Source organism: Candidatus Contubernalis alkalaceticus, from assembly GCF_022558445.1.
GTDB lineage: Bacteria > Bacillota > Dethiobacteria > SKNC01 > SKNC01 > Contubernalis > Contubernalis alkaliaceticus.
In genome coordinates this window covers 131,400-157,439 of sequence record NZ_CP054699.1, presented here as the reverse complement: position 1 = coordinate 157,439, position 26,040 = coordinate 131,400, and the positions used below count along the sequence as shown (strand labels likewise).

23 protein-coding genes and 1 tRNA gene are annotated in these 26,040 nt (G+C 43.1%); 9 read left to right on the top strand and 15 right to left on the bottom strand.

The features are described from left to right. Positions 1–116: 116 nt before the first annotated feature. Positions 117–473, bottom strand: a complete 357-nt coding sequence (locus HUE98_RS00720; RefSeq protein ID WP_241421995.1) for a NifB/NifX family molybdenum-iron cluster-binding protein — start codon at positions 471–473, stop codon at positions 117–119. A 200-nt stretch (positions 474–673) separates the two neighbouring features. On the opposite strand from HUE98_RS00720, the gene HUE98_RS00715 reads away from it, so the two are divergent. Beyond that, positions 674–750 (top strand) — tRNA-Pro (locus tag HUE98_RS00715). A gap of 73 nt (positions 751–823) precedes the next feature. On the opposite strand, the gene HUE98_RS00710 is transcribed toward HUE98_RS00715, so the two are convergent. Together HUE98_RS00710 and HUE98_RS00705 are read right to left on the bottom strand one after the other, a co-directional pair. Beyond that, positions 824–2,959, bottom strand: a complete 2,136-nt coding sequence (locus HUE98_RS00710) for an N-acetylmuramoyl-L-alanine amidase (protein WP_241421994.1) — start codon at positions 2,957–2,959, stop codon at positions 824–826. Between the two features lie 74 nt (positions 2,960–3,033). Further along, on the bottom strand, positions 3,034–3,738 hold the full coding sequence (locus HUE98_RS00705; RefSeq protein WP_241421993.1) for a pyrimidine dimer DNA glycosylase/endonuclease V: 705 nt from the start codon (positions 3,736–3,738) through the stop codon (positions 3,034–3,036). A 131-nt stretch (positions 3,739–3,869) separates the two neighbouring features. On the opposite strand from HUE98_RS00705, the gene msrB reads away from it, so the two are divergent. The 7 genes from msrB (at position 3,870) to HUE98_RS00670 (ending at position 10,130) form a co-directional block, all read left to right on the top strand. Beyond that, entirely contained in the window at positions 3,870–4,295 is a 426-nt protein-coding gene (msrB, locus tag HUE98_RS00700) for a peptide-methionine (R)-S-oxide reductase MsrB (protein WP_241421992.1), read from the top strand. A gap of 132 nt (positions 4,296–4,427) precedes the next feature. After that, positions 4,428–5,366, top strand: coding sequence for an ABC transporter ATP-binding protein (locus HUE98_RS00695; protein ID WP_241421991.1), 939 nt, complete (start codon positions 4,428–4,430; stop codon positions 5,364–5,366). A gap of 15 nt (positions 5,367–5,381) precedes the next feature. After that, a complete protein-coding gene (locus HUE98_RS00690; protein WP_241421990.1) occupies positions 5,382–6,605 on the top strand; it encodes an ABC transporter permease in 1,224 nt (407 codons plus the stop codon). Positions 6,606–6,615: 10 nt separating this feature from the next. Then, positions 6,616–7,803 carry an ABC transporter permease gene (locus HUE98_RS00685; RefSeq protein WP_241421989.1) on the top strand — a complete coding sequence of 396 codons (1,188 nt, stop codon included), beginning with the start codon at positions 6,616–6,618 and terminating at the stop codon, positions 7,801–7,803. Positions 7,804–7,981: 178 nt separating this feature from the next. Further along, positions 7,982–8,389 carry a lytic transglycosylase domain-containing protein gene (locus HUE98_RS00680; protein WP_241421988.1) on the top strand — a complete coding sequence of 136 codons (408 nt, stop codon included), beginning with the start codon at positions 7,982–7,984 and terminating at the stop codon, positions 8,387–8,389. Between the two features lie 164 nt (positions 8,390–8,553). Then, positions 8,554–9,783: a DNA polymerase IV gene (locus HUE98_RS00675; RefSeq protein WP_241421987.1), complete on the top strand. Its 1,230-nt coding sequence runs from the start codon at positions 8,554–8,556 to the stop codon at positions 9,781–9,783. Beyond that, a complete protein-coding gene (locus HUE98_RS00670) occupies positions 9,780–10,130 on the top strand; it encodes a YolD-like family protein (protein WP_241421986.1) in 351 nt (116 codons plus the stop codon). The genes HUE98_RS00675 and HUE98_RS00670 overlap by 4 nt, the downstream gene beginning before the upstream one ends. Positions 10,131–10,159: 29 nt before the next feature. Here the strand turns inward: HUE98_RS00670 and HUE98_RS00665 are convergent, their stop codons facing one another. From HUE98_RS00665 to HUE98_RS00615, 11 genes are all read right to left on the bottom strand, one after another. After that, positions 10,160–11,305, bottom strand: coding sequence for an FAD-dependent oxidoreductase (locus HUE98_RS00665; RefSeq protein WP_241421985.1), 1,146 nt, complete (start codon positions 11,303–11,305; stop codon positions 10,160–10,162). Between the two features lie 147 nt (positions 11,306–11,452). Continuing rightward, positions 11,453–11,614 carry a hypothetical protein gene (locus HUE98_RS00660; protein ID WP_241421984.1) on the bottom strand — a complete coding sequence of 54 codons (162 nt, stop codon included), beginning with the start codon at positions 11,612–11,614 and terminating at the stop codon, positions 11,453–11,455. 122 nt (positions 11,615–11,736) lie between these two features. Next, complete coding sequence (locus tag HUE98_RS00655; protein ID WP_241421983.1) at positions 11,737–12,513, bottom strand: type III pantothenate kinase; 777 nt, start codon at positions 12,511–12,513, stop codon at positions 11,737–11,739. A 17-nt stretch (positions 12,514–12,530) separates the two neighbouring features. After that, on the bottom strand, positions 12,531–13,358 hold the full coding sequence (locus HUE98_RS00650; RefSeq protein ID WP_241421982.1) for a biotin--[acetyl-CoA-carboxylase] ligase: 828 nt from the start codon (positions 13,356–13,358) through the stop codon (positions 12,531–12,533). Between the two features lie 121 nt (positions 13,359–13,479). Then, a complete protein-coding gene (locus HUE98_RS00645; RefSeq protein ID WP_241421981.1) occupies positions 13,480–15,243 on the bottom strand; it encodes a formate--tetrahydrofolate ligase in 1,764 nt (587 codons plus the stop codon). A 416-nt stretch (positions 15,244–15,659) separates the two neighbouring features. Beyond that, positions 15,660–17,588: an ATP-dependent zinc metalloprotease FtsH gene (gene ftsH / locus HUE98_RS00640; protein WP_318036512.1), complete on the bottom strand. Its 1,929-nt coding sequence runs from the start codon at positions 17,586–17,588 to the stop codon at positions 15,660–15,662. A 76-nt stretch (positions 17,589–17,664) separates the two neighbouring features. Then, complete coding sequence (gene hpt / locus HUE98_RS00635) at positions 17,665–18,189, bottom strand: hypoxanthine phosphoribosyltransferase (protein ID WP_241421980.1); 525 nt, start codon at positions 18,187–18,189, stop codon at positions 17,665–17,667. Between the two features lie 2 nt (positions 18,190–18,191). Next, positions 18,192–19,616, bottom strand: a complete 1,425-nt coding sequence (gene tilS, locus HUE98_RS00630) for a tRNA lysidine(34) synthetase TilS (RefSeq protein ID WP_241421979.1) — start codon at positions 19,614–19,616, stop codon at positions 18,192–18,194. A gap of 460 nt (positions 19,617–20,076) precedes the next feature. Beyond that, positions 20,077–22,287 (bottom strand): SpoIIE family protein phosphatase, encoded by a 2,211-nt coding sequence (locus HUE98_RS00625; protein WP_241421978.1) that lies wholly within the window; start codon positions 22,285–22,287, stop codon positions 20,077–20,079. A 108-nt stretch (positions 22,288–22,395) separates the two neighbouring features. Next, on the bottom strand, positions 22,396–22,641 hold the full coding sequence (locus tag HUE98_RS00620; protein WP_241421977.1) for a FeoA family protein: 246 nt from the start codon (positions 22,639–22,641) through the stop codon (positions 22,396–22,398). A gap of 10 nt (positions 22,642–22,651) precedes the next feature. After that, complete coding sequence (locus tag HUE98_RS00615) at positions 22,652–24,421, bottom strand: ferrous iron transporter B (protein ID WP_241421976.1); 1,770 nt, start codon at positions 24,419–24,421, stop codon at positions 22,652–22,654. A 221-nt stretch (positions 24,422–24,642) separates the two neighbouring features. Here HUE98_RS00615 and HUE98_RS00610 point away from each other — a divergent pair, with 221 nt between their 5' ends. Then, positions 24,643–25,086: a DMT family transporter gene (locus tag HUE98_RS00610; protein WP_241421975.1), complete on the top strand. Its 444-nt coding sequence runs from the start codon at positions 24,643–24,645 to the stop codon at positions 25,084–25,086. Here the strand turns inward: HUE98_RS00610 and HUE98_RS00605 are convergent. Then, on the bottom strand, positions 25,079–25,984 hold the full coding sequence (locus tag HUE98_RS00605) for a Ppx/GppA phosphatase family protein (protein WP_241421974.1): 906 nt from the start codon (positions 25,982–25,984) through the stop codon (positions 25,079–25,081). The genes HUE98_RS00610 and HUE98_RS00605 overlap by 8 nt on opposite strands. Between the last annotated feature and the right edge of the window lie 56 nt (positions 25,985–26,040).

Sequence of the window (26,040 nt, the reverse complement as noted above, 5' to 3'; positions counted from 1 at the left end):
AGATTTAAATTTACATCTAATACCGCTTTTATAAATTGAATTTATAAATTTGGACTTTATGTTTTTTTTGAAAATACCGGCGGGAATCCTTGGGGTCTATTGACCCCGTGAGGATGTCACTTACATCCATGCTCATGTTCACGGCAGGAATCACCAGAGTCAGTAAGAGCTCCATCAAGCCATTTAAGAGCCACAACCTTAACATCACCTGAACATCCACGTACTACCTCTATCCCTGAGTTGTTTAAGACCCTTACTGCTCCCTGGCCCATATTGCCTGCAAGCATTATTTTCACACCTATTTCTGAAAGAGTTTGTGCGATATTTGATTTGCAGCCACAACCTGTCGGGGAAGTGATGATTTCTTGAGCAATTATTTCTTTGTTGTTGTTGATTGTGAAGACAGTAAAATATTCACAATGACCAAAATGATCGTCTATAAGATTCTGGCGAGATGGTAATGCAATTTTCATTAATTATTCCTCCAATAGAGTTAGAGTAGCATTATGTACAACATGACGTTATTGACATATGCCCCTTATGTATTAGAATAAATCAATAAAGAGTATATGTCAATAACGAAACTATCAATAGATATGAAATATGCCACAAACCCTTCTATCATCGCACCTATTGCAATTTGCCCGATGCTGTGTTATAATAAATTGCGCGTCGGGGCGTAGCGCAGCTTGGTAGCGCGCTTGGTTCGGGACCAAGAGGTCGGAGGTTCAAATCCTCTCGCTCCGACCATTGAAAGAACGTAGAAACCACGGGAGTTGTGGAACTTCCCGTGGTTTTTTTGTATTTCTTGATAAATTAACATTTAGTGAATCTTAATTAAATTATTCAAAATTTCGACAGAATGTTCTATCCCCACTTCCAGCTCATTCTTTCTCTTCTCCATCTGGTCCAACGCTTCACTAACCCTGGTCAAATCGTTTTTCAACTTATTATTTTCTTCTATTAATTCCTCACAAACAGGACAGTCCGGCGGATTTACCGGATCTGAAATCTCTGTGGCCAGCAAATCCTTAAGATAGTCCCTGATAATACTGTGTCCATAATCCGATGAAGGAGCCCATTTCCCCCCCAGCTCCTCAACTGTTTTAACGGTCCCGGCCCAACTTAGGCCTTTTACAAGATGATATCTGCCATGAGGCTCACCTATAGGCTCCAACCCTACATAGGCGGAAATATGATTAAAGTGTGCCCTCACGCCCTCCTCCGGTGTAGGGAACTGCTGATGGTCCTCCGGTCTGTCCCCGGCTGCTTCTCTAGTTTTTATGCCGGCCCAGTTATTATGGCTGGGAGGAACAACTCCAGGATATTTACCAAAAGCAGTCTCTTTTGCTGATTGAGCATAGAGTATCTCTGGCCTGATGCCGGTCTGCTTACCATAGGCCCAGTAGACCGGTGCAATATCAATAAATCGCTGGTGTACTCCCCTGTTTAATGCCCAGGCCTTAGCCTGTTCTACCACAGCCTGGGGCTCTCCAATTATTAGAGTTCCCACCGCTTCACCTCCTAGTAATTTCTTCACTTCTGCTTGAAGCTCTTCCATCCTAAAGTTTTTTCCGGGGCAAAGGGTGGCAGTGGCATCTTTATGGCCAATGATATCATCAACCTTTAACCCCTCTTCTTGAATCAGCTTAGCATTTAACCAGGCTCCGCTTTTCAGCTGGGCATCAGTCATCTTTTGTGTTTCAAAATTACCCTGATAACCTATCCCTAAGCTCCTGCCGTTCCAGTTTGCTCCGGCATGAGCACCAACATTACGGCCCCGACACTCATAAATAGTGCCATCGAAAGCTATCCAATAATTATATCCAATTCCTTTCCAACCATTTGTATTCTTATGGTAGTTGTGAACATCAAAAACTGTCCAAGTAGTGTGTGCCATATGATGTTGGATGAGTTTTTCAATGGGGTTGGTTATAGGAACCAATGGAGAACTCCAACTTAAATCAATTTCTACAATTTTCATTTTTTCCTCCTCTTCTGGGGGCTCCGGTTCTGGCTGTGGGGATGACTGAACCGGGGCAATGTTAGAAAACAATTCTGCTGCTATACTTGTCATTCTTTGATAATAATTTGGCTTGTCTATTTTTTCAAAGATAAGGACAGTTTTTGTTCCTTCTCCCATCTTTATAGTTGCATTATTATTCACTCTAATATTCGAAGTAATAAACCTAAAAGGATAATCACTATCTGGTTTGCTTATGGCCTTAAAAAGACTCACTCCAAAAAATTCCTTATGGTGATGCTTTATGTCATTCCAGTTATAATGATTTCCATCCCCTCTTTCTTCCGAAAGAGCACTAATAAAAAATTCTAAAACTCCTGAAATTGATTTTGAAAGCATTTGACCATAATTCCCCAGCCAATAACTCCCATGAGTTTGATTGACTCCTACTGCATGGCTGGTAACCTCTCCACCGTCATAACAAGGAACCCACACAATTTTTAAATCAGAACGCATTATTTCCCTAAAAGCTATGGGGTCACCAGCTACATTATGTTCCAAACCATAAGGAGTATCTGGAGTTATGCCTAAACTGTGTTTTCTAGGAGGGTTTTCTTGTGCATCTCCACAAAATACCCATACTTCTTTAATTTTACTTTTGCATAAACCCGGATTAGTCCTATACGCCCAATATAGGTCGGTACAAGTTCCTACTATAGTTACAACAACACTGGTTGGTGCATTTTGTATAACATTCAATAAAGCATGGTAACCCGTTACACTTGGGACATTGGTTCCGCAAATACTATTTAACTCATCTACCGTAATTCTACCTGGCCTTCTCTCCTGCTCAGCAGGTTGGTCAAGAACAAATGCTAATAAATTTATCTCTTTCTTACAGTGCAGGGCAAACATTGCCATGGCATCACCAACATCATCAAAATCGTCGTGGGGCCTAAATAAATCTGTGCAGTGTATTACATTTGCAGAACTCATATCCTAAAACCTCCATATTAAAAGCTATACTTTCAATATATGTCTCACAGCAAATGCTGTGACAAAAATGAAATTTAAAAAAGATCAGAAAAAATTGTTGAATACAAAAAATCGTTCTTTTGATATTTCTTAGCCAGTTGGAAAATACAGCTCAACAGTTGATTTTTATCCCCCTGTCCAGAGGAGTATTCTTCCCTCTCCTGAGGCGGCAAATCATCTATTAAGTGCTCCCATAGATGGTTTACTGCCTTTTCTAAAGCGTTTTCAGTCACTGGTCTTTCCATAATGGAAATTATTTTAACAATGAGATTGTTCTCCCCAGCAATAGAAAGATTTGCACTTTTTTTTATATGAGACTGTAATTCCTCATGATAACCATAACCCCGGGCCATAATTGAATATTTATAATGTTTCCAGAGATCGTATATATTTTTAGGCAGAGGAATACGGCCTTGCTGCTTACGCTTTAAATATTTTTCACGGAGAATCTTAATTTGGACTACCGGTGGATCAACATAGGAGAGTTCCCCTGTTCCTGACAGGCATTCCCTGCTGCAGGGGCTTTTATGACCAAAACCCCTAAGCAGCATCTCCTTTACCGTGAGGTCATGTCTGTTTTTAAGTTTATCCATATGGCCTTTCCAACGAAGGGTTTCTGGATGCGCAGAATAACCTCTCTTACCCTCCCCTAAAATACTCAGCAGGGCATGAATTTCGGCATGCTGTCCTAAAAGGCTTTGGCGGGATAAATAGCCTGCGTGAATATCCCATACCCTCATACAACCCCCCCCATTTGTTTGAAGCTGTAAAATATTTTAAATTGAACATAATATTGATATAATTATAGATATAGTTTGTCAAAAAAAACTAATAGATATGAAAACAACTAACGAAAAAGGAAGGACGAATTATGTTGAAAGATAACAACCAAAAAAAACATTTTGAAATCACAAAAACTGAAGAAGACTGGAAAGAAAAACTGTCTCCCGATGAATTTCATGTTCTAAGAGAAAAGGGAACTGAGGTACCCTTTAAAAACAAATACCATGACAACAAAGAAAAAGGCACCTATTACTGTGCGGGGTGTGGAAGTGCTCTTTTTAGTTCCCAAGCAAAGTTCGAGTCAGGCACAGGTTGGCCCAGCTTTAACCAATCCATATCAGAGAAATCCCTGGGAACCGAAGAAGACAAAAAGTTTGGAATGTTACGAACCGAAGTTCACTGTGCAGTATGTGGAGGACATCTGGGGCACGTATTCAACGACGGGCCTGAGCCTACCGGGCTCCGGTACTGTATGAACTCGGCTGCTCTAACCTTCAAAAAAAATAAAACATAAAACCTTTTTATACTATGGAAAAAGTTTTAAATGTTACAACAAAACAATAAATATCGAAGGTATTCTTACCCCCCGTCTAGAAATATTTAAAAAGAATATTTTAAGATATTCATTAGAAAGAGGTGTGCCCTTTTGTCTTCCCCCTGTGTAATCGTAAGTAACCTTTTAAAGAAGTTTAATGATCATATAGCGGTGAAAAATATTTCTTTCGAAATCCCCCAGGGCATAATATTCGGCCTGCTGGGGCCTAACGGAGCCGGCAAATCCACCGTTATATCCATGATGAGCGGGCTCTTTCCCCCCGACGCCGGAGAAATAACCATCGGAGGATACAGCATTCTTCAAGAACCCATGAAAGCCAAGAACATAATGGGGGTAGTCCCTCAGGAAATAGCCCTTTATCCAACGCTGACTGCCCGGGAAAACCTGATGTTCTGGGGAAGGTTGTTCCGGATGAAGGGAAAATACCTGCAGAGCAAGGTAGACGAAGTTTTGGAAATGGTAAGCTTAACTGAGCGGGCCAATGAACGGATTGAAAACTATTCCGGGGGGATGAAGCGGCGCATTAATATTGCCGCTGGACTTCTTCACAACCCTGGACTTTTACTGCTGGATGAACCTACGGTGGGAGTAGACCCCCAATCCCGACGGAATATCCTGGAAACTATAAAAGAACTGAACCGCCAGGGCATGACTGTAGTTTATACCAGTCATTATATGGAAGAAGTAGAGGAGCTATGTCAGTCCATTACCATTATGGACTTGGGAAAAATTATTGCTTCGGGTTCCCCAACAGACCTCATACAGATTGTGGGGAATACGGACCTGGTAAAACTGGAGCTTAACCGTCCAATGGAGGATTTTAAAGCCTTAGAAAAAATACCTGCCGTTAAGGCGGTATCCCTGGAGGGGACAACCCTACAGGTAACCGTCAACGACAGCAATAAAACCTTGGTTTCCATTCTGGCTGAGGTAACGGGAAAAGGCTTTCTGGTCTCCTCCATAAAGGTAGACCAACCTAACCTGGAAACCGTTTTTCTACACCTGACCGGACGGACTCTGCGAAATTAAAAGGAGTTTTGAACTATGACCCTGTTTTGGATAGCATTTAAAGACATAATCCTACTTTTGAAAGATAAAAAAGCTCTTTTGACCCTTATGGCCACTCCCTTAATTCTAACCCTAATCCTGGGGATGGCCCTGGGTTCCCTGTGGAGTAACGAAACACCACCCTCCCGGATATACTACAGCAACCAGGATGAAGGGGCTCTGGGCAGTATGCTATTTGATGAAATTTTCGCCCTGCCGGAACTGGCCGCCCGGTTTAACCTGGAAGAAATTAATGACCAGGAAAAGGCCCGGGAACAAGTACAAAGAGGTGAAGCCGTAGCCTTGATCAATATTCCTGCAGATTTCAGCAGCTCCCTGGCAGAAGGAAAATCCACACAGATTTCAGTCCTGGGAGACCCCGGAAGTTCCATCCGGGTGCAGATTGTCCAATCGGTGGTGGAACGCTTTGCTGCAGAAGTTTCTGCCCGGCAGGTGATCTATGAAACTCTGGCAGAAACAGCTTCCCTTGGACACCCTCCCGACAGCCTACTGAACCCGGAAACAGGACTCCAGGAAACAGCTGACCTGGTAGAAGAGGTTTTTTCCTCGGTGGAAATAGGTGTCTCCTTTGAAGACGGGTTTGTAAGGGCCCCCTCCACAACAGGGCCTCAAGCCATAGATTACTATGCTGCCGGCATGGGGGTTATGTACCTCTTGTTCACAGTAAGCCACGGCGCCACTCGCTTTCTACAGGAACGTCACGACAAAACCCTGGCTCGCATGCTGCAATCACCCACTCCCCATTGGCAAATTGCCGGGGGAAAGTTCCTGGGAATATTCTTGATGGGGCTGCTGCAATTTGGAGTGATTATTGCCGTTTCCACCCTGATATTTGGAGTTTATTGGGGCAATCCTCTGGGGGTGGCTATGCTGACCGTCACAGCAGCTTTTGCCGCTACCGGAGTGGGACTGGTTATCGCCGCTTCGGTCAAAACCTCTGAAAGCGCTTCTGCTGTAGGAACCTTTGTGGTTCTTTCCATGGCCGCCTTGGGAGGTTCCATGTTCCCCACCTTTGCTATGCCTCCCTGGATGCAGGCTCTCACCAAAATTACCATTAACGGCTGGGCTATGGACGGCTTTGTTATGCTGATGTTTTCCGAAGTTGGGCCGGAATCAGTTTTATTACATTCTGCTGTCCTGACAGGGGCAGGCATTATTTTATGTGCTTTCGCCAGTTGGCGAATTGCCGGGGAGGTGTAGTGAAAATCCTATGAAAAATATTATCTGGATCTCTTTAAACCATCTTAAATTACTATCCAAGGACAAAACTGCTTATCTGCTCCTTTTGGCTCTCCCTTTGGCTCTGACCCTTATTACCGGAATGGCCTTCGGGGAAAGCGGCAGTTCTAAAGAAGCCTATATCCTTCCCCTGGCCATTGTTGACCAGGATAACTCAGATGTTTCTGAATACCTGATCCAGGCTCTAACAACTGAAAACACCAGGGTGCAGCTTATTGAAGAGGATAGTGCCCGAGAATTAGTAAAAAACAAGGAAATTCCAGCAGCTGTAATTATAACCTATGGTTTTCAGAAGGATTTACAAGAGGGGCGCCCCGTAGAAATTACAGTTTTGCAGGCGGATCTCCAAGAATCCCCTCGGATTGTAGAACAGCTGGTAAACAATCAGCTGTTTAGATTAAAAGCCAACACCGCTGCTGCTGAAATTGGGCAAATTGGACAGGATTTCTCCCCTGAGCGGTGGATTTACCTTTTTGAACAGGCAGCAGATAAATGGCACCCCTCTCCCGCCGTACATGTTCATATGGAAAATATATCAGTAAGCAGAGACTCAGACATTCCCTTGGGAAACCAACAGTCATCCCCGGGTTATGTGGTCATGTTCGGCATGATGACAGTAATCGTGTCAGGATCCACCACCCTCCTGGAGGAACGCCGAAACGGAACCCTGACCCGCCTGCTCTCAGCCCCGGTGAACCGGTTTCAGCTGCTTACTGGAAAAATGCTGGGCTTCATGGTCAGCGGAATATTTCAAATGATTTTGATGATTACAGCAGGACAATTTATATTTGGAGTCAACTGGGGACAAAATCTGCCGGCAGTTATTCTTCTGGTAGCTGCCTTAAGTTTCGCCTCTACTGGTTTTGGAATGATGCTGGCTTCCCTATGCCGAACCCAAAGCCAGGCTGAATCTTTAGGGGTGTTGTCGGTAATCATCATGTCTATGCTGGGGGGTGCCTGGTGGCCGGTAGAAATTCTGCCCTCTTACATGCAAATTTTGTCCAGACTTGTCCCCTCCGGTTGGGCTATGCAGGGCTTTATTGATTTAACCTTACGGGGGGCTGATTTGGGACATATAGCCATCCCCCTCCTGGCCCTAACAGGTTTCGGCACTGCTTTCCTAACCATGGGAGCCTCAGCCTTCCGATTTCAAAAATAATCTTGACCCCAGTCACTAAAATGTTTAATTTGTCTTGTCAACTTACAGAACAAAATATAAAAAAGCTCTTTGATGAAAGAGCTTTTTTTGATGTTTAAATATTTAATTGTTAAAAACCAATGTATCCTCTGCTTAAACAAATGCATATGATGCTGTAAAAAAATAAGGAGAATCCCTAATGGACACAAATTATTACATGTATTTAGAAAACCTGGCCTCTGCCAATGCAGAAAAATTCCAGATACCCAGGTCTATTTTTTTAGGACTGATCACTCTAGAAAGTGGTTGGAACCCCAATGCTGGTAATTCTTCCGGGGCTATAGGGCTTACCCAGATTATTCCCTCCACCGCTGCCTTATTAGGCTATAGGCCGGAGGAGCTGGCGAATAACCCGGAACTGCAGCTGGAGGCAGGGGCTAAATACCTCAGCAGCATGTACCAGGAATTTGGGGACTGGAAGCTGGCCCTGGCCGCTTACAACGCCGGTCCCGCTGCCGTTAAAAGATACAATGGAATACCGCCCTTTAAAGAAACTCAAAATCATGTGAAGCGTGTCTTAGAAATGTCCCAAACCTTTGAAGATTAATCATCAAGATGGGTGTGTCAGGGGGTTGCCAGAAGAACCGTCCCCCTGACAACCTGACAACCGGCCTTACCATTTAATACCACAAGATTCCACTTTTCAGGGATGAAAAAATGTAGTATACTCTTAATACGAACACGCGTACGTTTTAAGGGTGGGATTAATTTATGCACAAAATAATTTTACTGGCAGACATGGAATCCTTTTACGCCAGTGTGGAGATTGCCCGGAACCCTTCGCTGCAGGGGAAGCCGGTGGTAGTGTGCGGGGACCCCCAACAACGCCGGGGTATCGTCCTGGCGGCCAACCGGGAAGCCAAAGCTTACGGCATCGAAACAGCCATGGGAGCCTGGGAATGTAAAAGCTTATGTCCCCATGCAGTTTTTATTCGCCCACATATGCAGGAATATATCAATGTTTCCCTGCAGATGACGGAGATTTTTCAGCGCTTCACCGATCGGGTGGCCCCTTATTCCATCGATGAGCAATTCTTGGACATGACCGGTTGCGAAAACCTCTTCGGGACTCCCCAGGAAATGGCCCTACGCATAAATAAGGAAATACAGAAGGAAACCGGAGTGCGCTGCCGCATAGGTATCGGGGAAAACCCCCTGCAGGCCAAGATGGCCTGCGATCGGTTTGCTAAGAAAAACCCCCAAGGGGTTTTTCAGCTGAACTGTGAAAACTATGCCTTTTTAACCTGGCCCCTTCCCATCCGAGACCTCTTTGGAGTGGGATTCCGTATGGAACGGAACCTGCACCGTATGGCAGTAAAAACCATCGGCTGCCTGGCCGCCCTGCCCCGGGAAAAAATGAAATCCCGTTGGGGGATCAATGGGGAAGTGCTGTGGCTGAACTCCCATGGCATAGACTACTCCAATATCCACTCCTGTTCTACGGAAAAACACAAAGGGGTGGGCCATTCCATGACCCTACCCCGGGATTATAACCATAAAGGAAAAATAGAGGTGGTTCTTTTGGAAATTACAGAAGAAGTATGCCGGCGAGCCCGGGGGTTAAAGAAGATAGGCCAGGTAGTGAACCTGTACTGCCGGGGGGCGGATTTCAACAACCCCACCGGTTTTTCACGCCAGAAAAAATTGGCGGAACCTACCGCCGTCACCATGGATATATACCCTGTAGTCTTGAAGCTTTTTGATATCCACTGGAACCGCCTGCCGGTGCGGGCCCTGGGGGTATCCCTTTCCGGACTGATAGAAGATCAGTACATACAGCTGTCCCTGCTGGAGGACAAAGAGAAAAAAATCCAGCTGGGGCGAGCCATGGACGAAGTCCGGGAACGCTTCGGAATCACCAGCCTTTTCAGAGCTTCCTCCCTAACCTCAGGAAGTCAGCTTTTTGACCGGGCCCATAAGATTGGAGGACACGAAGCATGAGCCGAAAATTTTCAGAACAATTTTTATGCAGCCGCATGATGCTTCCTGAACACCGGGAGGGGTTAAACCGTCAAAACAGGAAACAGCATAAAAGGGAAATTTTCCCAATACCCCTCATTGATGAGCAGCAGTGGGAAGAATTCCAACGTCTGTTGGAAAAAGCTCTGGAGCAGTGTTTGGTGGTGGAGATCCTCCGAAAAAAAAATGATATCCATCAATCTATAATAGGAACTCTCAAGAAAGCAGACAGTCTAACCGGTCTAATATTTGTACAAACAGAAGATGAAATAATAAAAGTAAAAGCCGGGGACGTGTTATCCCTTCGGATAATTTACACAGATATTTAAAACTAAGCAGCCTTTCGCTGTAGTGATACTTAACAATCGAGACCTGAAGAAGGTAAATTTCCATCACGACAACTTCCCTGCCAATCCATTTTAACAACTCCCGCTAGGAGTGATTTCATGATATTTAACTCAGCTTTGAGAAAACTTCTGTATTTCCAGAGCATTGCTGGAGTAAGTTTCCCTTCCCCTACAACAGCAGCACCAAATATTTCCTCAAAAGCATCATAGTCTAATTTTTCCCAAAACGTCAGCAAATCCTGTTCCATCTTTAATTTTAGACCCACTATCTCAAACAAGCGTTTTTGATAATTGTGGGCACCCTTTTCTGCCTCCTGAACTGCCACCTTTCCGCTGATACAAGCCAAATCAATCCCTCCTGCATGCAAAGGAGAAACCAACCCTGCAGCATCCCCAGCCAATAGAACATTATCATATACTAGAGAATCCAGAGCCTTAACAGAAATACATCCACCACTTTTCTTTACAATTTGGTAATTTTCCAGACCCTCTTTTTTTAATACCCTTTCCAACTCCCAACGTATACTTAACCCTTCAGGTTTTTTGAGAAAACCAATACCAACATTGGCTTTATTAAATCCATCTTTTATATTTCCTTTAGGAAAAATCCAATAATACCCGGTGTAATGAGGCTCAATTCCAACTTTAATGTTTTCTCCCAGATGACTAAAATCTCCCTCCATCACATACTGCACAACTCGGGCAGAACTTTCTTTATAAACCGCCTTAAAATTGTAAAGCTTTGAGGTAACCGATCCTGTTCCACTGGCATCAATAACCCACTGGTTCTGTTTTTGCAGATCCTTCAAATCCTTCTCTTCAACCTTAATCCCCTCCCTGATACATACTCCCTGTTCCTTCGCCTTTTCCCCAAGGTCTTTCTGCCACTTAGCTCGGTCTATCATCCACAAATTAAAGTTCCCGCAGTCTATTTTATAGTGCTTTTTCATTTCTAAAAAAATTTTTTTAACCTTAAATAGAATTCCGCTTTCAGGTTTTCCCAGCAGTTTTAAGGTATCAAAATAACCTTCGGCACAGTTGATATTCTCTCCAATTCGATTCTTTTCATAGAGGGAAACCTGATATCCCCTCTCAGCTGCTTCCAAAGCGGCAAAAAGTCCCGCGGGACCTCCGCCTATCACCGCTATCCTTCCCATATTATACCTCCAGAACTTTTTTGGTAATATAATATGTATTATACTACTAAATTAGCTAAGATGATAAAAAAATAATCCAGCATTTATCCGGATTTTATTTGTATTAATATTCTTTTCCTTTGTGCCCCCATCATTCCTACTGCTTTATTACTTATTTTCCTCCTGCAGCAAATTTATATTTTTTAGAGAATTATGACTCTCTGCACAGGATATATCTTCTTCGCAGTAAGGACAAAGCCAATTGGTATTTGGGTGGTCTGAAGCAGAATAAGATACTTTTTTACAATGGGGACAAAGTTTATAAGGCATTATACCACACCCTCCACTATTCTCTATTCTCTGCTATACAACCTATATCTAGTATATTCTTTACAGATTCTGTAATTCCTTCGTAAAACACTGTAATATTTTATTCTTTTTAACTAATATTACTATCTTTTAAATATATTATTTCTTTCGTAAATTATTCGTAAACCCTCCAGAATTAAAAATGCGTGAACATGGTCTATTACCTTAGATTCCTGTTTTATCAACGAAGCAAAGCCACCGGTAGCTACCACAACAGGTGCCTTTGAAAAAGTGTCAGCCATACGGGTTACAATTCCCTCCACCTGTCCCACAAATCCATAAAATATGCCCGCCTGCATACTGCTAACAGTATCTTTACCAATAATGCTTCTGGGCTTCACCAATTCTACCCGAGGAAGTTTAGCCGCTTTTTGAAAAAGTGCTTCCGTAGATATCCCAATACCGGGGGCAATGGCTCCCCCCAGGTAATCCCCCTCCTCTGAAACCGCGCAAAAAGTAGTCGCGGTCCCAAAGTCTACAATAATTAACGGCCCCTTGTAAAAAGCATAGGCTGCTACGGCATTGACGATGCGGTCTGCACCCACCTCCCGAGGATTTTCCATTTTAATGTTCAACCCGGTCTTTATACCAGGGCCTACCACCATAGGCTTCAGCTTAAAATATTTCTCAGTCATTTTACATAACGTAGGCATTAGTGGAGGGACCACAGAGGAAATAGCAATCCCTTTGATTTTTTCCATCAAAATTCCTTCATATTCAAACAAACCTTTAATTAGCATTCCATATTCATCTACCGTTTTCTGTCGATCTGTGGATATGCGCCAGTTGTATTTAAGTTCTGTCCCCTGGTAAACCCCTACTACAGTATTAGTATTCCCAACATCAAACACTAACAGCATATTAACAACCCCCTCCATTACTTAAAAATAATACTTCCTGCTAAAACCTCTATAATCTGTCCCTGCTCAGTCTTCAAAAGCAGAGCGCCTTTTTCATTAATTCCAATAGATTGTCCCGAGATAACCTCCAAAGGGGTCTCCACAGATATCTGCCTACCTAACAGCAGGTCATACTTCCGCCATTCATCAATAATTTTTCCAAATCCTTCTCCCAGGGCCTGATCATATAATAACTCTATTTGCCTTAGGACCTTAGCCAGGATTTCTGAAAAAAATAATTCTGTTTCTGTTTCGTCCCCCAGGCAGATTATTTTCTTCTTCAGTTCCCCGGGGATAGAGTCTGAATCAATCTTTATGTTAATCCCAATACCTAGAACGATGTAGTTTATCAAGTTCATTTTCGCACTAATTTCCGTTAATATTCCTGCACACTTTCGGTTCTTAAGATATACATCATTAGGCCATTTAATTTTTAACGGTAAAGGAACCAGCTCCTGAATCCCCCGGACCACTGCTAATGAAGCCAGCAGTGTAACAAAGGACGCCTGTTGGGGGTCTATATCAGGTGTAAGTATAACCGAAAACCAGATACCTCCCCTGGGAGAAAACCAGCGGTTACTGACTCTGCCCCTGCCTCCCGTCTGTTCCTCCGCCACCACCACAGTTCCCTGGGGAGCTCCCTCTAAAGCCAGCTCTTTGGCCCGACGATTTGTAGAATCAATAATCCGGAAGTGCTCTATTATCTGTCCTATTTCTTTTGTGCTTAGATACCTCTTTATCTCTTCCGGCAGCAGTAAATCAGGCCTAAGAGATAAACAGTATCCTTTGATAATTTCTTCCTTCATCTTTTCTCTTTTCGTTTACTTTCATTATAACATTTTTATACGAAAGAAGAAAAAAATATCCCCTCTTCCAATTACGGAAAAGGGGATATTTAGACGTTAATTTATTATTAACAAGCGTTTTTTAGAATACACCTTTAACCTTGCCGGACTCAACATCTACATCCACACGACGGTAAGCCGGGTTGGATCCGGTTCCGGGCATCAAGCTGATGGATCCGGCTACGGGCACTACGAAACCTGCGCCTTTATAGGTCAGGATATCGCGAACAAAGAGCTTCCAGCCTTTAGGAACACCCTTCAATGCAGGGTTGTCGGACAGACTGAGGTGAGTTTTAACCATGCAGGTTCCCAGCTTCTGGATTTCAGGATCTTTTTCCATTCTTTCAGCTTTCTGCAGGGCTTCTGGAGAGTACTCAACACCGTCAGCGCCGTAAACTTCAGTAGCAATCTTATGAATCCGATCTCTCAGCGGAGTTTCTAATTCATATAGGAATTTGAAATCACTTTCTTCTTCGCAGGCTTCTGCAACGGCATCAGCAAATTCAAGAGCGCCTTCGCCGCCATGCTCCCAGTGCCTGGAAAGAGCAACCCGGGCTCCGGCTTCGCCGGCAAGCTTGCGGACTGCTTCGATTTCTTTATCAGTATCAGTGTAGAAAGCGTTGATACATACAACAGGGCTCATACCGGACTTCTTGATCACTTCGATCAGGTGAAGCAAGTTTGAGCAGCCCTTTTCTACCAGGTCTACGTTTTCTTCTTTGTAGCTATCATGCAGTGGCTGTCCGGGAATGGGGATAGGAGCTCCACCGTGGCACTTCAGGGCCCGGATTGTGGCTACCAGCACGGCACAATGAGGCTTCAGGCCGGAGATACGGCACTTCAGGTTCCAGAACTTCTCGAAACCGATATCGGCTGCGAATCCAGACTCGGTGCATACATAGTCGCCCAACTTCAAGGCAACACGGTCGGAAATGATGGAGTTCTGTCCGATAGCAATGTTAGCAAAAGGTCCTGCGTGTACGAAGCAGGGCTGGCCTTCCAGAGTCTGCATCAGGTTGGGGTTAAGAGCCTCAACCATCCAGGCAGTCATGGCGCCATCTACATCTAAATCAGCAGTTGTTACCGGGTTGCCCTTCTTATCATAGGCCACCACAATTTTACCCATCCGCTCTCTCATGTCTTTCAGGTCGGTAGCAACGGAAAGGATAGCCATAACTTCAGAAGAAACAGCAATTGCAAAACCGGAATTCATCATAAATCCGTCTGACTTGCCGCCAAGACCAATAATAATGTTCCGCAGTGCCTGGGCACAGAAGTCCATAATCCACTTCATCTCAACGTTTCTGGGGTCAATGTCTAATCTTGTTAATCCCTGTTTGGCCAGGAACTTATCACTGTAGTTGAATTCATGCTGAATCCTGGAGGTAGTAGCAACCATGGCCAGGTTATGAGCATTCATAATGGCGTTAATGTCACCGGTTAAACCTAAGGAAAACTCAGTCAGGGGGATACACTGTGCCAGGCCGCCGCCGGCTGCAGAACCCTTAACGTTCATGGTGGGTCCACCAGATGGCTGGCGGATACATGCTATAACATTCTTGCCTCTCTTACCCATACCCTGTACTAATCCAACCAGGGATGTGGATTTACCTTCTCCCAGGGGAGTTGGGGTGATGGCAGTTACGTCAATATATTTTCCATCAGGAACATCCTTCATACGGTTTAAAACTTTCATGTAATCTATTTTGGCTACATAGTGTCCATAAGGAAGAAGCTCTTCTTTTTCCAGTCCCAGCTCTTCACCAAGCTGATAGACTGTTTTCATTGTTTTTTCGGCATCTTCGGCAATTTCCCAGTCAGCGTGTTTCGTTGGATCTAAAGGCAATTATAAAACCTCCTTAAATTTTTTAAGATTGTTAACATTGTAACTTACCCATAAAAATACTCGCCCTCCGTTACTTTTTTATCACCCTCCTTTTTAAGATAAAAAATGAATTGTACTATTTGTATAGTTTTATGTACATTGCTTCAGATTATTTAGAAAATTGTATTATACCTTATTTGGTTATTACTAGGCAACCAAGTATATAGTTCTACAATTTTAAGAAAATTCCTTCTGAACTTCTATAAAATGTTATAAATATTTTTGGCAGCCTAAAGTATTTTTTGTTATTTAACAAATAAACCTCAAAATAAAAATAAGAAAGCTTTAGCCTTCTTATTTTTAGTAAATGTTTAATTTTTATACTCTTTAATCTGCATAAAAACCAGATGTTTATTTATGCCCAAAAGCCTCAACTATTAATCAATTTGCAATTCACCTTTAAGACTGTCGTTATCCTTATCTTGTCTTTTGGATACACCTTCTTGGGCCTTTTTATCCTGAAGTAAAGGCTGTTCATTTTCCTCAACTTTCTGATGTTGATTTTCTATAGTTATTTCTTGTCCCTCAAAAATTGCTGCAACCTGGTCCGCATCTATAGTTTCCTTTTCCAACAGTGTCTGGGCTAAGGATTCCAGCTTATCCCTGTTCTCCAGGAGTAAGTCCTTTGCTCTTTGATAACAACGCTCTATGGTTTCTTTAACATCATTGTCGATAGCCCTGGCAATTTCCTCGCTGTAGTCCCTATCCCTGGCCAGATCCCTTCCTAAAAACACCTGGCTGTCCTGTTTTTTGCCCAGAGTCAAAGGCCCTAATGAGTCACTCATCCCATATTCCATTATCATCTGACGCACTAGATGAGTAGATCTCTCCAGGTCATTTTGGGCACCGGTACTGATTTCATTAAAAACAATTTGTTCCGCCACCCGGCCGGCCAGCAGAGTAGTGATTCGCTCCAATAGTTCTGTTTTAGTCATGTAATAACGGTCTTCTTCCGGAAGCATCAGGGTGAATCCTCCTGCTCTACCCCGAGGGATAATGGACACTTTATGAACCGGGTCGGTGTGAGGAAGCATATGTCCCACCAGAGCATGCCCTGCCTCATGATAAGCCACCAGATTCTTTTCAAAATCACTTATAACCCGGCTTCTTTTCTCAGTTCCGGCAATAACACGGTCAATAGCCTGCTCCAGCTCAGTCATTTCGATTATTTTTTTATTTTTTCTACCTGCCAAAAGGGCTGATTCATTAATAATATTTTCCAAGTCTGCACCAGTGAAACCGGGTGTTCTACGGGCAACCACTTTAAGGTTCACATCCTTAGTTAAGGGTTTCCCCAGGGCATGAACCTGCAGTATTTCTTCTCTGCCCCTTACATCAGGAACATTGACCACGATCTGGCGGTCAAACCGACCTGGTCTGAGTAGAGCAGGATCAAGGATATCAGGACGGTTTGTAGCTGCTACCACAATGACCCCTTCATTGACGTCAAAGCCGTCCATTTCCACCAGCAGCTGATTCAAAGTCTGTTCTCTCTCGTCGTGGCCGCCCCCCAGGCCAGCCCCTCTCTGACGCCCCACCGCATCTATTTCATCAATAAAAATAATACAAGGTGAGTTTTTCTTTGCATTTTCGAAAAGATCCCTAACTCGGGATGCTCCAACCCCTACGAACATTTCTACAAAATCCGAACCACTGATAGAGAAGAAGGGAACTCCTGCTTCCCCCGCTACAGCCCTGGCCAAAAGGGTTTTTCCCGTACCTGGAGAGCCTACTAAAAGCACTCCTTTGGGAATCCGTGCTCCCAGTTCAATAAATTTCCTGGGTTCTTTTAAAAATTCAACAACTTCTACCAACTCTTCTTTTTCCTCATCAGCCCCCGCCACAGAATTAAAAGTAATCTTTTTCCTTTCCGTATCGTAAAGCCGCGCCTTGCTCTTTCCAAAATTCATAACCCGGCCGCCGCCCCCCTGGGACTGCTGCATAAAAAAGAAAAAAATACCAATCAAAATTATAAAGGGAAGCATATAGGTAATTAGAGTTGTCCACCACTGAGGCTCCGGCACCGGCTGTGGATTATAGGGAACATCGTACTCCAGCAGCCTGGCGGTAAGATCATCATCCTCCGGCTTATAAACCCGGAAACTGGTTCCATCTACCATTTCACCCGTTACCTCATTGCCAACTATCTCCACTTCACTGACCTGCTGGGCTTCAATGGCCTTTACAAATTCATTGTATTTAATTTCTTGAGGCTGCTCTGGACCCTGGCTGAACGCTTGCAAGAGAGCTATAGCAATCATTAATATCAAAATATAAAAAGTAGCCTGTCTGAAAAATTTTTTCAAAAAAATAAACCCCCTCTATTAACCCGAAAAACTCTTCCTGTTATTTTATCACATGTAACCTGAAAAAACAAGAAACTCAGGACCTTTGTAAAACACAGACATCCGCTAGATTACGGTATTTTTCCGCACAATCTAAACCGTACCCCACCACATATTCATCTGGAATCACAAAACCCTGGTAGTCAGCACTTATCTCCACCTGACGACAATCAACCTTGTCCAGCAGAACACATATTTTTAAAGAAGCTGGTTTACGAGCTTCTAGATTTTCCACCAGATACTTCAACGTTAAACCTGTATCGATAATATCCTCCACAATAACCACATGTCGACCCTTTAAGCTGGCATCCAAATCCTTTATAATCTGGACCACCCCAGAGGTTTTTGTGGCTTTGCCATAGCTGGACACTGCCATAAAATCTATTTTTACCGGCACAGATATGCTTCGAATTAAATCCGAAAAAAACACTACCGCTCCCTTTAAGATGCATATCATCAACAGTTCTTCTCCCTGATATTCCTGAGAAATTTCCTGGGCCAAATGCTCAACTTTTTTTATAATCTGTTCCCTACTCAACAATACATGTAGTTTATCCTGCATTACTAACACCCTCTCTGTGTTTTTTTTGCCGTCAAAACCAAAACTTTCTGGGTCTTCTCCGTCAAACGGCAGGGATGAGATACTCTGATTCCCACGATCCAAAGAATATCGGTTCCTCCGATAATTAGGGGCACTTTATCCCTCTCTTCCAGGGGCACCTTTTGGTCTATTAAAAAATCCTTTACTTTTTTGCTGCCCTTAAGCCCCAGAGGTTTAAACCTGGCCCCGGGCCAGCGCAGGACCAGATATAAAGGCCGCATCACCCGGTCATAATCCAGGTATGCTTCTTTTTTGGGGTCTGGAGGCCAGGGCAGTCCATCCTTATTTTTAATCTCCGCCTGAATTTTCAAGTTCAGTTCAGGTACTGCCGTAATACCCGGCACCTGTATCATTACCTTCTTCAGCAACTTTTTTGCTTTTTCCTGATAATTTTTCAAGAAGAGCAGACGACTGTAACTTTTTTTAATGATGACGTTCCCCGGAAGACTCAAACTGCCATGGGGACTTCCCCTAACAAGCATTTCCAAAATAGCCTCCAAGTGTTTGTATTCCACTTCAGTAAGGTTTCCTTTCAGCCTTTCCAGAGCCATTCTGAGAATCCTCCACTGCAATGCCGGATGCAGATTCATTATATGAGAACCCTCCAGAACCACCCTATCCGAAGTATGTTCCAACAACACATCAGAAAAAACCCAACATGCCTGCTGCTCCATAAAGCTGTTTTCTCTGGCTAAACTTCGGGACATGTTCAGCAGAACTTCTTTAATCCCAGGGTTATATTGCTCCTCCAGATAGGGTATCAGTTTCAGACGGATCTTATTCCGTTGATATACTGGCTTCAAATTACTGGGGTCTATGCAGTAAGACAGGTGATTCTCTCGGCAGTACTCTTCAATTTCTTGCCGAGAGGTTTCCAGCAGCGGCCGAATAATAGAAATCTGGTTTTTTCCTGGAAAATCATCCATCAAGCTCATTCCAGCCAACCCCCCTGCTCCAGTTCCCCTAAGCAGTCTCATCAATATTGTTTCCACCTGGTCATCAGAATTATGACCTAAAGCAACCTTGGAAGCATCAATCTTTTCAGCTGTTCTGGCCAAAAGCCTCAACCTGACTTTGCGAGCAGCATCCTGCAGGGAAAGTCCGGTAATCCTGCGGTACCTGGAAACATTAAATGATTCATTATATGACGGAATCCCCAGGTTCTCTGCCAGCTGTTTAACAAACTGGGATTCCTGACAGGAACTCTCTCCCCTAAGCTGGTGATCCAAATGGAAAACAAAAAGTTTAAGGTTGAGCGGCCCCGATAATTTATTTAAAATATGCAGCAGACATACAGAATCGGGCCCCCCGGAAACTGCCACCAGAACCCTGTCTCCTTCTAACAAAAGATTTTTAGCTGCTGCTGTAATTCTCATTTCATTCTTCATAAACTTTTAATTTTGCCCCTTCATATTAAGCATTATAAACCAAAATATCCATGATAAAGTAATTTTGACATAATATCATTATAAAAGAAAACTATTCATAATCATACCCCGAAATACAGTTTAATATTATTTTTCCCAAAGCATGTCAAGCTTCAAGAAGCAGATCCAAGTGCCAAAAATGTCAAAATGTCAAGGGGACGGTTTTTCTGACAAACCATGATATGGCAGAAATAGAAATAATAGCATTATTAGAAGAACCGTCCCCCTGACAACCTTGAAAATCTCCCCTTGACACTTGGCAATCTCTTGGCATTCTTACAATGAAAGGAGCCTGGGCTTTTCCCAGGCTCCTTTGTATAAGACCCCCACCCCTAAGCGTTAGCGTAGGTGGGGCTTTTAATCCGGTGGAGTAGAGCCCCCACCTGATTCCCCGATGTTTCAGCTGCTGAAACGAGTTCACTCAAGCAGGCTGATTGGCTCTATTCTTCAATCGTATTACCCGGCAGACCACTACGGTAAAGTCATCCTTCGCTTTTCCCCCTGATTTTTGATAGGCTTCGTCCAGGAGATTGTCAGCCATAATTTGTGGATGGACAGGTTTCATTCCCTTGATTATTTCCTTAAGCCAACTTTCCTTGACTTTCCCTCCTCGGAGCTCTGTAAACCCATCGGTGATGAAAAAAATATAATCATCATGAAGAAGCTTTTCCCGGCTGACCGAAGGTTCCATAACGGAAACAATGCCCATGGGCAAAGAGCAGCCATTGATCTCCCGGACTGTATCTCCTCTTTTTATGAAACTTGGACAGGCACCAATTTTAATAAATTCTCCCTGGCCTTTTTTTAAATCTAACAACATCATGTCTACGGTGGAAAAGGTCTCCTTGGACCTGAGCTGCAGTAGTTGATTTACGGTTCGAGTTACCACCTCCCGCTCCAATCCCAACTGTAATAACTTTTCCAGAAGGTTTACTGTCACCAGGCTTTCATTCTGTGCCTTTTTCCCACAACCCATACCATCGCTTACTACAACCACCTGCTTTGCTTCTTTTAACTGAAAGAAATTGAAAGAATCTCCTGAGACTTCTTCTTCCGCCCGGGCCATTTGGGCAACCCCCAATTCGATGGTATATTCTCTCTGCTGACCCTCAGTTTCTGCAGGTTTTTCCACAGTATTTATTTTTCCGGAAAGTTCTTTAATAACCTCAGACATACCCTGCAGTTGGGCACTAACAATTTCCTGACTTCCCTTTACCTTTTGCTGCCAGACATTACTAACCTGGTAAAGCTCCCACAAGCTGTTAGCTGATTGGGTCAGCTCTTTTTTTCGGCTGCAGGTTTTGTACAAATTAATAGGCAGCTGCCGTACCGTTAATTTACCATTCTTCTCAAGGCTGCCCAACAGCTCCTGCATACTTTTTTTAGTTTTGTGTATATCTCTCTTCCAACACCGGTCATACTGATTGCAGGGATTGCATACTTTCACTGCAATTCTGTCCACCAGAAAACATGAGCTCTCTTCCACCTCAGACTCTTCTTCACTGTAGTCCAAAGAGGCTGCAATTTCTTCAAAGATGTTAGCCAGGTCTCTCACTCTATTCATGCTGACATTGCTTGCTTTCTCCTCCTGGGAAGCCCTTTCTTCTCGCTTCTTTATATTTTGCTGTTTTCTCATTCTACCGTGCATCAGAGTAAGCCTGGAATAAACACTTTTAGGAATCAGCATGAAAGCCATTAAAACTACAACATCTTCTAATAGAACCGGCATCAAACTAGGTATATCAAAAAAGTAAAAACTTAAAAGAAGGGAACCGATCAGGTAACCGGTTGCAGAACCCAGTTTTCCCAGTTCCCGAAAAGTTCCAGCCATTAGTCCGGTAAGAGTGAATATACCCATCAATGCCACCAGCTGTTCCCCGCCGTGTAATATTCTAATAAAACCCAGCACAGCGCCGGCGGCAGCACCTAACCCTCCGCCCCCTAAAAAACCAAAAGAAATAATAATAAACTTGCTGATTAGGCTTTGAAAATTAACCAGGCCAATGGTTCCTTCCCCGATTCCAGTAATCATAATTACACTGGTAAGCATCAAACTGATCCCCTCTTCAAAAGTCAAGCTCCTGGAGGGAATGCCTTCTTTTAAGAAAGGTACCACCACAAAGAAAACCGACCAGGCTAAAAGTGCCAGGACAACTTCAAAGGCAAAAAGAACCGCATCGTATAAAAAATAATAGTTAGTTATGTATTGAGGTAAAAAGGCCAAAATCATTGAAACGGATAAAATAACCCATCCTGGTATTTCAAATTTACTTCTTTTAAAAAGATGGCTCACAAAAGTAAAAATAAGGATACCTAAAGCCAAATTCAATGGATACCAACCCAGAGAGTGGGTAAGACTTCCGGCAATTATACTTAAGGCAACATATAGACTCTTATAGGGAGATATGGTAAAAACAACCGCCCAATATGCCAGGCCGAAGGGCGCCAGTTCCCCAAGAAAAACTGACCTGCCTAATAGAAATCCCACCATACATAGAAAAAACCGACCCCTGAGGAGAGCCTGTCCCACATTTTGCAGGATTTCCTTTGCGTTGAAGTATTTTAAACTCCCATTGGCTGTGGGACTATACGATTTTTGATAACTTTGAATCGCTCCTCCTTTAATTTTCACAACAGCTCCTCCTTGTCCCAAGTATTTCATTCCATTATAAACCAACTCTTCCAAAAATTTTGTCACACCGGGGAGGAGCACCTAATTTTTTTTTCGACAAATTAATCCTTATCCCTCATTCTGAATAATAACCTGTATTTTTTCTCCCAGGCTTTCATCAACTGCCACAAAGGAATAACCCAGCTTAAGGAGAATAACGGGATATTTCTGCAGCAGAGTAAACTCTTCCCCCGGTAAAATCCCCAGGGTTAACAGCTTACGGCTTTTCTCCCAGTCTGTGCCGATATCTTTGATAATTCCATTACTACCCTTTTTTAATTCTGTCAATTTTACAGCTGCCTGATTTTTTTTCATATTCTCCCCCTTATAACAATGGCACTATGTTTAAAATCCTACTCAATAAATATCCGGCACCGAAAGCAGCAAAGAGGACACTGACTAAAATGACCATTCCTCTAAACAGGCCCTGTTCTTTTATCACCATGATAAACTGAGCAATACAGGGTAAAAATAGAGACAGGGTGAGAGAGGCTGCCACCAGCTGAGATGTGCTTAACGTTCCTATCTTAACCAAATCATAAAGTCCGGCAGCACCATAATCCCGACGAAAAAAACCCAAAATAAAAATTGGCGCCATTTCCTCAGGCAGATTCATTACTCTCAATAGAGGGGCCAGCAGCAGGATTACATAGTCAAGCAATCCTGACATTGCCCCGACCCACATAATCACACTGACCAGAAAAAAAAGCGGTATTACTTCTTTCATATACCATTTGATCCTGGCAAAAGTTTTATTAAACAGTGCCTTACCATGGGGAATGCGCAGGGGAGGTATCTCCATATAGAAATGGGGATTTGTACCCGGAAGAATTTTATCTAACAAATAACCGGTCATCCCTAGTATCAACAGAAGGCTGACAGCCCATACTGCCAGGGCCCGAGGCTGTCCCGCCAGAATAGACAGAATCAAACCCAGCTGTGCTGAACAGGGTATACCTAAGGCTAACAGCAGCACGCAAATAAATCTTTCCCTTTTGGTTTCCAAAGTTCTGGCGGCCATAACCGCCATAGTTCCACAACCCAGCCCTAAAATTAAAGGAATAACGGAACGGCCATTTAGCCCAAATTTTTTAAAGAGTCTGTCCAAAAGCATGGCCAGGCGGGGAAGATATCCTGAATCTTCAACAACAGAAAAAAATATAAAAAAAGAAGTTACAATGGGTAAGACTACCGCCATGCTGTATCGAAGCCCAAGGTTAAATAGGCCATATTCTGCGTACAAAAACTGTTCCAACCAGAAAAAGGGGATACAGTGACCCTGTCTGATTAACCAAGGCATAACCAATTGCTGATATAGATAACCATCCATAAAATCTACCAAAGCCCCTGCCCCAAACATACCTACAAATTTATAAAGGCCGTAATATAAAACCAGAGCCAGAAAACAAAGTCCCCAAAAAGGGTGCATGGTCAATAAACTAAGCCTGTCCCCCAGGATTTGTGGTCTTTTTTTTTGTGAACTGGACACTTCTTTTACTACTTCCCTGGCCGCCCTTTGTCTTTGCAGCTCTCCGGGATAAGAGCTTTTAAAAACTGTTTTTTGGTTTCTTTTATTACTATTTAGTTCCTTACAGATGATTTTTTTTAACTGCTCTATTCCCTGCCCCTTTATAGAAACTGTACCTATAACTGGAATTTTAAGTATTTCCTCCAGCTTTTTTAAATTCAGGACCAGCCCAACCTCCCTGGCCTCATCCAACATGTTTACCACCAGAACCAAAGGATGCCCCGCCTCCATCAACTGAAAAGTAAGGGACAGCATCTTATCTAAATTTTTTGCATCCACCACATGAAGCACCAGGTCTGCTTTCTGTTCCTTCAACAGGGAGACCGTTACTTTTTCCTCCTGGGTAAAAGGCGTCAAGCTGTAAATCCCTGGAGTATCCTTTACCCTTAAAATCCTCTTGTTACACCTTAATTTCCCGGAAGTTATGTCTACTGTAGTGCCCGGATAATTAGAAACCACTGCATAGGAATCAGTAATCCGATTAAAGATAACACTCTTTCCAACGTTTGGCCTGCCCACCAACAGTATAACCCCATCTTTCTTTTTTGCTGATTTTCCCGTATTCAAACCTTAAAACCCCCCGCATTTTTCAACCACAGTTTAAATTTACTCTGCTTCTCTTGATGAAACCTTCCTCTATGCTGCTTGTCTAATCTATTACTATGCGGGAAAGCTGGTATATTTCCAATTATTTTTGTTTAAGATAATCTGTGAAATACTAAAGACCTTAGATTTTGGCTTAACCAAAAAAAAATAGTTAAATAAGATTAAAGAAAGGGTAAATTTCAATGTCTTTAAAAATAATTGCTATGCTCATTGCTGTACTTTCAGGAGTTTCCATGGCGGTCCAGGGAGCCTTAAATACCGTAATGGGAAAGTTTATCGGCGTTCTAGAAACAACTTTTATCGTACATATTGTAGGGACTCTGGTAGTCTTTCTGGGTCTGTTCGTTTTTAAACTGGGATCCGGCAGCTTTGAGAATTTAAACCGGGCTCCCTGGTACGCTTTTATTGGAGGGGTTTTTGGAGTAATCATCGTTTACAGCGTAGTTTACAGCATTTCAAATTTAGGAGTAGCCATTGCCACTACCGTAATCATCACCGGACAGATTATTACAGCTGTTCTCATCGATCATTTTGGACTGTTCGGACTGGATAAAATCTGCTTCAGCTGGACTAAAGTATTAGGGATCCTTTTTCTTTCCTTAGGGGTAAAATTTATGCTCAATTGAACTTGTGAAGAGCACCCAAAAGCAGGTCTCCTTCACTAACCATAACCTGATGAAAATGAAGTTGTTTCATAAATGCCAGTATAATTGCTGTCCCGGCCACAATCACATCAGCCCTTTGGGGCTGCAGCCCAATAAATTTTTGTCTATCCTCTTCCTTTACAGAACAGAGACGAGTTAAAATATCGGAAATTTCCTTTACTGTCAAAATAAAACCGTGTACCTTAGTAGAGTCGTATACCTTTAGTTCTTGTTTAATAGAGGCCAGGGAGGTGATAGTGCCTCCTACCCCAATCAACTGCTTAAACTCCTCTTTCATTTCCGCCTTTACAGGATATATAAGATTTCTGGTGTACTGCTCAACCTTTCTTACCTCTTCAACCCCAGGGGGATCTGAAGCTATAAAAGCCTCCGTCAACCTAACCACTCCAAGTTTTAAACTTTTAAATTTTAGTTGTTCCCCTTGCTGCCAGATCAGTTCTGTGCTGCCCCCTCCCAGATCGAATATAAGTGGTTTTTCTGTTGGGACAATAGTATTTATCACCCCCAGGTAACTTAATTCCGCCTCCTGAACTCCGGACAGGACTGTTAAATTTACGCCGGTTTCTTTTTTCAACCGATCAATCAAGATTTCCCTGTTCCGGGCTTCCCGGACAGCACTGGTAGCCATCACAACAGTAAGGTTAGCCTGATGTTCTTTAATAACCTGAAGATAATTATTCACTATCTCCAGAGTACGCTCTACGGCTTCCCCCTTAAGTTCCCCCTGCTTTGCCGTCCCTTCCCCCAACCTGGTTATTTCATTACTGCAGTAACAGGGGATATAATTTCCTTGGGGAGCTTTTCTAGCAATGAGCAGCCGCACTGAATTGGTACCTAAATCCATCACAGCAAAGTACATGAAAACTACTCCTTTCATTTTCTTATGTCAAATCTTCAAATTCAAACTTATCAAAT

Coding starts and splice junctions, on each gene's coding strand:
- HUE98_RS00720 (WP_241421995.1), bottom strand. CDS start 473: ATGAAAATTGCATTACCATCTCGCCAGAATCTTATAGACGATCATTTT.
- HUE98_RS00710 (WP_241421994.1), bottom strand. CDS start 2,959: ATGAGTTCTGCAAATGTAATACACTGCACAGATTTATTTAGGCCCCAC.
- HUE98_RS00705 (WP_241421993.1), bottom strand. CDS start 3,738: ATGAGGGTATGGGATATTCACGCAGGCTATTTATCCCGCCAAAGCCTT.
- msrB (WP_241421992.1), top strand. CDS start 3,870: ATGTTGAAAGATAACAACCAAAAAAAACATTTTGAAATCACAAAAACT.
- HUE98_RS00690 (WP_241421990.1), top strand. CDS start 5,382: ATGACCCTGTTTTGGATAGCATTTAAAGACATAATCCTACTTTTGAAA.
- HUE98_RS00685 (WP_241421989.1), top strand. CDS start 6,616: ATGAAAAATATTATCTGGATCTCTTTAAACCATCTTAAATTACTATCC.
- HUE98_RS00680 (WP_241421988.1), top strand. CDS start 7,982: ATGGACACAAATTATTACATGTATTTAGAAAACCTGGCCTCTGCCAAT.
- HUE98_RS00675 (WP_241421987.1), top strand. CDS start 8,554: ATGCACAAAATAATTTTACTGGCAGACATGGAATCCTTTTACGCCAGT.
- HUE98_RS00670 (WP_241421986.1), top strand. CDS start 9,780: ATGAGCCGAAAATTTTCAGAACAATTTTTATGCAGCCGCATGATGCTT.
- HUE98_RS00665 (WP_241421985.1), bottom strand. CDS start 11,305: ATGGGAAGGATAGCGGTGATAGGCGGAGGTCCCGCGGGACTTTTTGCC.
- HUE98_RS00660 (WP_241421984.1), bottom strand. CDS start 11,614: ATGCCTTATAAACTTTGTCCCCATTGTAAAAAAGTATCTTATTCTGCT.
- HUE98_RS00655 (WP_241421983.1), bottom strand. CDS start 12,513: ATGCTGTTAGTGTTTGATGTTGGGAATACTAATACTGTAGTAGGGGTT.
- HUE98_RS00650 (WP_241421982.1), bottom strand. CDS start 13,358: ATGAAGGAAGAAATTATCAAAGGATACTGTTTATCTCTTAGGCCTGAT.
- hpt (WP_241421980.1), bottom strand. CDS start 18,189: ATGCAGGATAAACTACATGTATTGTTGAGTAGGGAACAGATTATAAAA.
- tilS (WP_241421979.1), bottom strand. CDS start 19,616: ATGAAGAATGAAATGAGAATTACAGCAGCAGCTAAAAATCTTTTGTTA.
- HUE98_RS00620 (WP_241421977.1), bottom strand. CDS start 22,641: ATGAAAAAAAATCAGGCAGCTGTAAAATTGACAGAATTAAAAAAGGGT.
- HUE98_RS00610 (WP_241421975.1), top strand. CDS start 24,643: ATGTCTTTAAAAATAATTGCTATGCTCATTGCTGTACTTTCAGGAGTT.
- HUE98_RS00605 (WP_241421974.1), bottom strand. CDS start 25,984: ATGTACTTTGCTGTGATGGATTTAGGTACCAATTCAGTGCGGCTGCTC.